The organism is Pelomicrobium sp., assembly GCF_036803785.1.
Lineage (GTDB): Bacteria > Pseudomonadota > Gammaproteobacteria > Burkholderiales > UBA6910 > Pelomicrobium.
Genome location: NZ_DAIRTR010000183.1, coordinates 1 through 4,707 on the forward strand (window position 1 = coordinate 1; position 4,707 = coordinate 4,707).

Here is a 4,707-nt window from a genome sequence, read left to right on the forward strand (position 1 = left end):
CCCGGGCACCAGCCCCCCGCCCAGCACCCGGTCGAACTCCGTGATACCGGTGGAGATCCGCGGTTGTTCCCGGGCTTGTACTTCGGCAAGCAATTGCAGCTCTCCCGCCTCGGAAATGGGCGCAAAACGGGGGCCTGCCTTTTCTGCCACCGTCTCCACCAGGGTATTCCAGGCTTGGCAGTGGGGGCACTGCCCCTGCCACTGGAGCACCTGGCCGCCACATTCGGTACAGGCAAAGACGGTCTTGGATTTCGCCATGGGGAGCAGGCCGCGGGGTTCAGGTTCCGTCGGGTGTCCCTCCAGGGGGCGGGGAACCTGAAGGATCGGGACACGCTAACCGACATCGGCCAGGGAATCAAGGGACGGCCCGGTTCGCCGACAACCGCCCCAGGGAGGCGACCGCAGAACCGCACACCGGATGGCAGAAGCCTCGCTGCGGTTCCTCAAACCCAGAAAGTCGGATGAATTCTTGCTTCAATGACAATACGTTGTGAAGTATTCTTAAACGGTTTTCTTGATCTTGCGGGCACCCTTCTCTATACTGGGGGCTCAAACCCTGCAACCGAAGGAGCCGAGCCATGAAAACCCCGCTCGCCAAGCGGTGGATCGCCGCAGGTCTCGCCCTCGCCCTCGCGGGTACTTCTGCCGCTCTGCCGGCCGCCGGTTATGACCCGGAAACGGGTGATCCGGGCGCCGCCATGGCCGCCGACGTCCTGTTCGCCCGGCCCATCGGGCTGGTGGGAACGGTGCTGGGGGCTGCCCTGTGGGTGGTGAGCCTGCCCTTCACCCTGCCCAGCCGCAGCGCCGACGAGGCGGGAGAGGCCCTGGTCGGCCAACAGCTCCGCTACACGTTCGAGCGGCCCTTGGGGGTCGAACCGCGGGATTGGTCCCCCTCGGAAAACGCCCCTCATTGACAAGTTTAGCGATCCACCCGGGGTACCCGGGAAGTCAGGCGGCAGAGCAACTCGTAGCCGATGGTGCCCGCCGCGCGGGCCACTTCGTCCACCGACAACGCTTCTCCCCACAGGATCACCCGGGCCCCTACGCCCGCTTCGGGCAGCGGGGTCAGATCCACGCTCAACATGTCCATGGACACCCGCCCCACCGTTCGGGTGCGCACCCCGTTCACCAGGACCGGGGTGCCGGTCCCCGCGTGGCGCGGATAGCCGTCGGCGTAGCCGCAAGCTACGATGCCGATGCGCATGGAATGGGGAGCGGTGAAAGTCCCGCCATAACCCACCCGATCTCCCGCCTGGAGGGTCTGGACCGCGATCACCTGGCTCTCCAAGGTCATCACCGGCCTCAGTCCCAGCGCTTCCGCGCTCTGGTCGGCGAAGGGGGAAGACCCGTAGAGCATGATGCCCGGCCGGACCCAGTCTCCATGGGTTTGGGGATAGCGCAGCAAGGCTGCCGAGTTGGCCAAGGATCGGGGCAACCGCAAGCCCGCCGCCATGGCCTCGAAGCGTTCGAGCTGGGCGGTCACCCCTTCCGCCCCCTCGTCGGCGGTGGCGAAGTGGGTCATGAGCACGACACTGTCGATTCCCCGGGCAGCCTTAAGGAGCTCCCTGGCAGCGGTGAGCTCGCCGGGCCCCAAACCCAGACGGTTCATGCCAGTGTTGAGCTTCAGGAAAACTTCGAGCGGGTGGGAGCGGCGCGCCGCGGCGAGCATCCGCAGCTGCTCGAGGCTATGCACCACCACTGAAAGCCGGTACGCTCCGGCCATCGCCAGCTCCTCCGGGGAAAAAAAGCCCTCCAGCAGCAGAATTGGCTGGCGAAATCCCCGGTCCCGCAGCTCCACCGCCCGCTCGATCTCCAGCAAAGCAAAGCCATCCGCGTCCCGAAGGGCCTGCGCCGCCTTGAGATACCCATGGCCGTAGGCGTCGGCCTTGATGACGGCAAAGGCCCGGGCGCCCCGCGCGAGCCGCCGGGCTAGGGCGTAGTTGGCAGCAAGGGCGCTCCAGTCGAACAGGGCGCGTAGCGGGCGCATAAAGAGAGGCGGCGATCAATCAGGAAGGCGAAGCACGACCGCGTGGCGGGACAGGCTCGGCTCCTGGCATGAGCTAGCCTCCCGCTTTCATGCGCTGATAGTGGCGGAGAAACACCGCTTCCAACTCGTCGATCACCGCCTCCGCCGGCTGGCCATGGAGCACGTGCCGGGAAAGGCAGACGGAGGTCTCGTGGAATAAGACCCGCGGGTCCAGCATCGGGTAGGTGGCCCGCAGCCGCTGGATGGCCCGCACCACCGTCTCTTTCTCGGGTCTGGGGATGGGAAGGGGCTCAGTGTACGCTTCCCGGCTCGGGCTCTGCGGGGAGCGGGCGGCCAGGAACTCGGCGAAAGTTTCCAGGGTGCGCCGATCCTCCGGGGAAAGGGCCCGGTAGCGCTCGATCAGGGCCTTCTCCCGAGGACTCATTTCGCCACCACGTTGAGGCTGTACACTGGCGCCTTGCGCCGCTCCTGCATGAGATCCAGCGCCGATACCAGGGCCACCAGGACTCGATCGGTGGTTTCCTGGGTCTCGGGCCACTGCCTCCTCGCCTCGTCCAGGAGCTCGCCGATGTTCTCTGGGGTCGGCCGCCCTTCCTCCATGATCATGTCCTCCAGCATCCCGGGCTTGAGCTCCGGGCGAAAGAGGAGCGCGTAGGCGGCCTCGCCCGGGCGGGCGGCGATCCAGCGACCCTGCTCGTCCACCACCAGGGGAGGAACCCCTTCGGGCAGGTCCACCGCGCCGTTGTACAGCACCAGGACCCGGCGCCCGTCCACCGCCTGGGCCAGGGGATCGTCGCGTCCCGCTTCGGTGGCCAAGGCCCGGCTCCAGTAGGCGCTATGGGCAGGCTCGGTCCGGGCCGTGCCGCCCGCGGCCCGAGCGAGCAGAAGCCCGCCGAAGCCCAACCCCACCACCGGGCGGCGGGCCCGCTGAAACAAGGCGATGAGCCTCAGTTCGTCGTCGATCCAGGGCTGCCGCTCTGTGTCCGTCACGGGATACGCCCCGCCCAGCAGCCACAGGGCGTCGTGCTGTAGGGCCGTGCCCGGCAAGCTCTGGCCAGTGAACGGGCGTACATAGGTGAAACCGATGTCCCGCTGCTCCAGCCGGGTTTCGATGAGCCCCAGGAACTCCGAGTAGGTATGTTGCACCACCAGAAAATGCTTCATGCTTTCGCCTTCGCCGGGTTGTTGAACCGCGCCGCCGCAAAATCGACGAAGGTGGTGAGGAGCCGGGAGCGAAACTTCTCCTTCGGCAGGACCATCGACATGATACGGGTGAGCCTGGGCCGGAAGGGCACCGCGACCAGAGTTCTCAATTTGAGCTCTTTTTCCACCGTCGCGCGGGAAAGGACACCGAAGCCGAGCCCCGTCTCCACCACCCCTTTGACCGCCTCGGGGCTGCCCAGCTCCATCACGATGTTCATCTCCTCGGGCGTCAGCCCGTGCTTGGCGAAAAACTGGTCAGCAAACTCCCGCGTCCCGGAACCCGGCTCGCGGCTCACATAGGGCAGCTCTGCCAGCTGCTTTGGCGTGACGCTCGTCGACTGGGCCAAGGGGTGCTGGGGCGCGCAGATCATGACCAGCTCGTCCTCGCACAGAATCTCGTTCTTGAGCTGGGGCAGATGGGGGGGCGATTCGATGAAACCCAGATCGAGCATGTGGTCTGCCACCAGATTCTCGATCATTTCCGAGTTGCCCACCACCAAACGGGGTTGAACCCGGGGATAGGCGGATTTGAACTCCCCTAGGATCCGGGGGATCATGAATTCGGCGATGGTGGTGCTGGCACCGATGGAAAGGGGGCCGGCGAGGCCGCCGGTCATCTCCTGCATCCGTGTCTCCATCTCGGAAGACAGGCTGAGGATGCGCTCGGCGTAGTCAAACACGAGCTGCCCGGCAGGAGTTAGGCTGATCTTGCCGTGGCTGCGCTCGAACAGCCGGGTGTTGAAGTGCTCCTCCAGCTGCTTCACCTGGAAAGTGACCGCCGGCTGGGTCATGAAAAGGAGTTCCGCCGCCTTGGTAAAGGAGAGCTGCTTGGCGACGGTGTAGAAGACCTGGAGTCTGCGGTCGGCCATGGGGTGCAAGCCGTAGGAGCGTCGGTTTTAAGGGCTCGTCTCGAGTCAACGCACTCGGCCGCTGGCCAGGGGCCGGGCAGCCAGATACGATTGAATCACAATTCGTTTTTTGCGGGTAGGCCCATGAGCGAGGGGTGGAAGCGACTCGATCTGGAAGGCGGGGGGGTGCAGGCGGCCAACCTCAAGCTGGCACGGCTTCTGAAGCGAAGGCGGCGAGCCTACGCCCTGCTGCTTGCCGCCCCCCTGGGCTTGCACCGGGCTTACTTGGAGGAACCGCGAGGAGCATGGGTGTTCCGTGGACTCGGCCTGGCCGCCCTCGCCGGCTTCGCCGCGGGGATCCCCTACGCCGGCTGGGCCGCCCTGTCCCTCCTCGCCGGCCTGACCGCCCACGATCTCGTGTGGATCGAAGGCCGTGTGGCAAAGCTCAACAAGGCCCTGCGGATGAAAGTCTGTCTAGGGCAGGCGCCCGGGGCCCCAGCGGGCTTTCGCGGCCGTTTCCCCCACGAGGAGGTGAGCGGGGCGCCCCTCGGCGATACGGACCTCCCCCTCGCCCCCGACGGTCGCGTGCGCTCCTTCGCTGAGCAGGAGGCGCTGCTTCGGGCCCTCGCGCGCCGCGCCTGCTTGTTGCCCGGGCCCCAGCTGCTAGAC

Annotated in this window: 6 protein-coding genes and 1 pseudogene; 2 read left to right on the forward strand and 5 right to left on the reverse strand. The window is 66.4% G+C overall.

The window, feature by feature from the left end; genetic code table 11:
• Nucleotides 1-258 (reverse strand): annotated as a pseudogene (locus tag V7Q81_RS14720) (DNA repair protein RadA); the annotation flags it as partial.
• A 320-nt stretch (nucleotides 259-578) separates the two neighbouring features.
• Here V7Q81_RS14720 and V7Q81_RS14725 point away from each other — a divergent pair.
• Nucleotides 579-914 carry a hypothetical protein gene (locus V7Q81_RS14725; protein ID WP_333844781.1) on the forward strand — a complete coding sequence of 112 codons (336 nt, stop codon included), beginning with the start codon at nucleotides 579-581 and terminating at the stop codon, nucleotides 912-914.
• Nucleotides 915-919: 5 nt separating this feature from the next.
• Here the strand turns inward: V7Q81_RS14725 and alr are convergent, their stop codons facing one another.
• The 4 genes from alr to V7Q81_RS14745 form a co-directional block, all read right to left on the reverse strand.
• On the reverse strand, nucleotides 920-1,987 hold the full coding sequence (gene alr / locus V7Q81_RS14730; RefSeq protein ID WP_333844784.1) for an alanine racemase: 1,068 nt from the start codon (nucleotides 1,985-1,987) through the stop codon (nucleotides 920-922).
• A 73-nt stretch (nucleotides 1,988-2,060) separates the two neighbouring features.
• Nucleotides 2,061-2,411, reverse strand: a complete 351-nt coding sequence (locus V7Q81_RS14735) for a Crp/Fnr family transcriptional regulator (RefSeq protein WP_333844786.1) — start codon at nucleotides 2,409-2,411, stop codon at nucleotides 2,061-2,063.
• A complete protein-coding gene (locus V7Q81_RS14740) occupies nucleotides 2,408-3,151 on the reverse strand; it encodes a GMP synthase (protein WP_333844788.1) in 744 nt (247 codons plus the stop codon). The genes V7Q81_RS14735 and V7Q81_RS14740 overlap by 4 nt, the downstream gene beginning before the upstream one ends.
• A complete protein-coding gene (locus V7Q81_RS14745; RefSeq protein ID WP_333844790.1) occupies nucleotides 3,148-4,059 on the reverse strand; it encodes a LysR family transcriptional regulator in 912 nt (303 codons plus the stop codon). Before V7Q81_RS14745 ends, V7Q81_RS14740 begins: the two co-directional genes overlap by 4 nt.
• 123 nt (nucleotides 4,060-4,182) lie before the next feature.
• On the opposite strand from V7Q81_RS14745, the gene V7Q81_RS14750 reads away from it, so the two are divergent.
• Nucleotides 4,183-4,707 (forward strand): TM2 domain-containing protein (locus V7Q81_RS14750; RefSeq protein WP_333844792.1); only part of this gene is annotated, 525 nt, incomplete at its 3' end.

Coding starts and splice junctions, on each gene's coding strand:
- V7Q81_RS14735 (WP_333844786.1), bottom strand. CDS start 2,411: ATGAGTCCTCGGGAGAAGGCCCTGATCGAGCGCTACCGGGCCCTTTCC.
- alr (WP_333844784.1), bottom strand. CDS start 1,987: ATGCGCCCGCTACGCGCCCTGTTCGACTGGAGCGCCCTTGCTGCCAAC.
- V7Q81_RS14740 (WP_333844788.1), bottom strand. CDS start 3,151: ATGAAGCATTTTCTGGTGGTGCAACATACCTACTCGGAGTTCCTGGGG.
- V7Q81_RS14725 (WP_333844781.1), top strand. CDS start 579: ATGAAAACCCCGCTCGCCAAGCGGTGGATCGCCGCAGGTCTCGCCCTC.
- V7Q81_RS14745 (WP_333844790.1), bottom strand. CDS start 4,059: ATGGCCGACCGCAGACTCCAGGTCTTCTACACCGTCGCCAAGCAGCTC.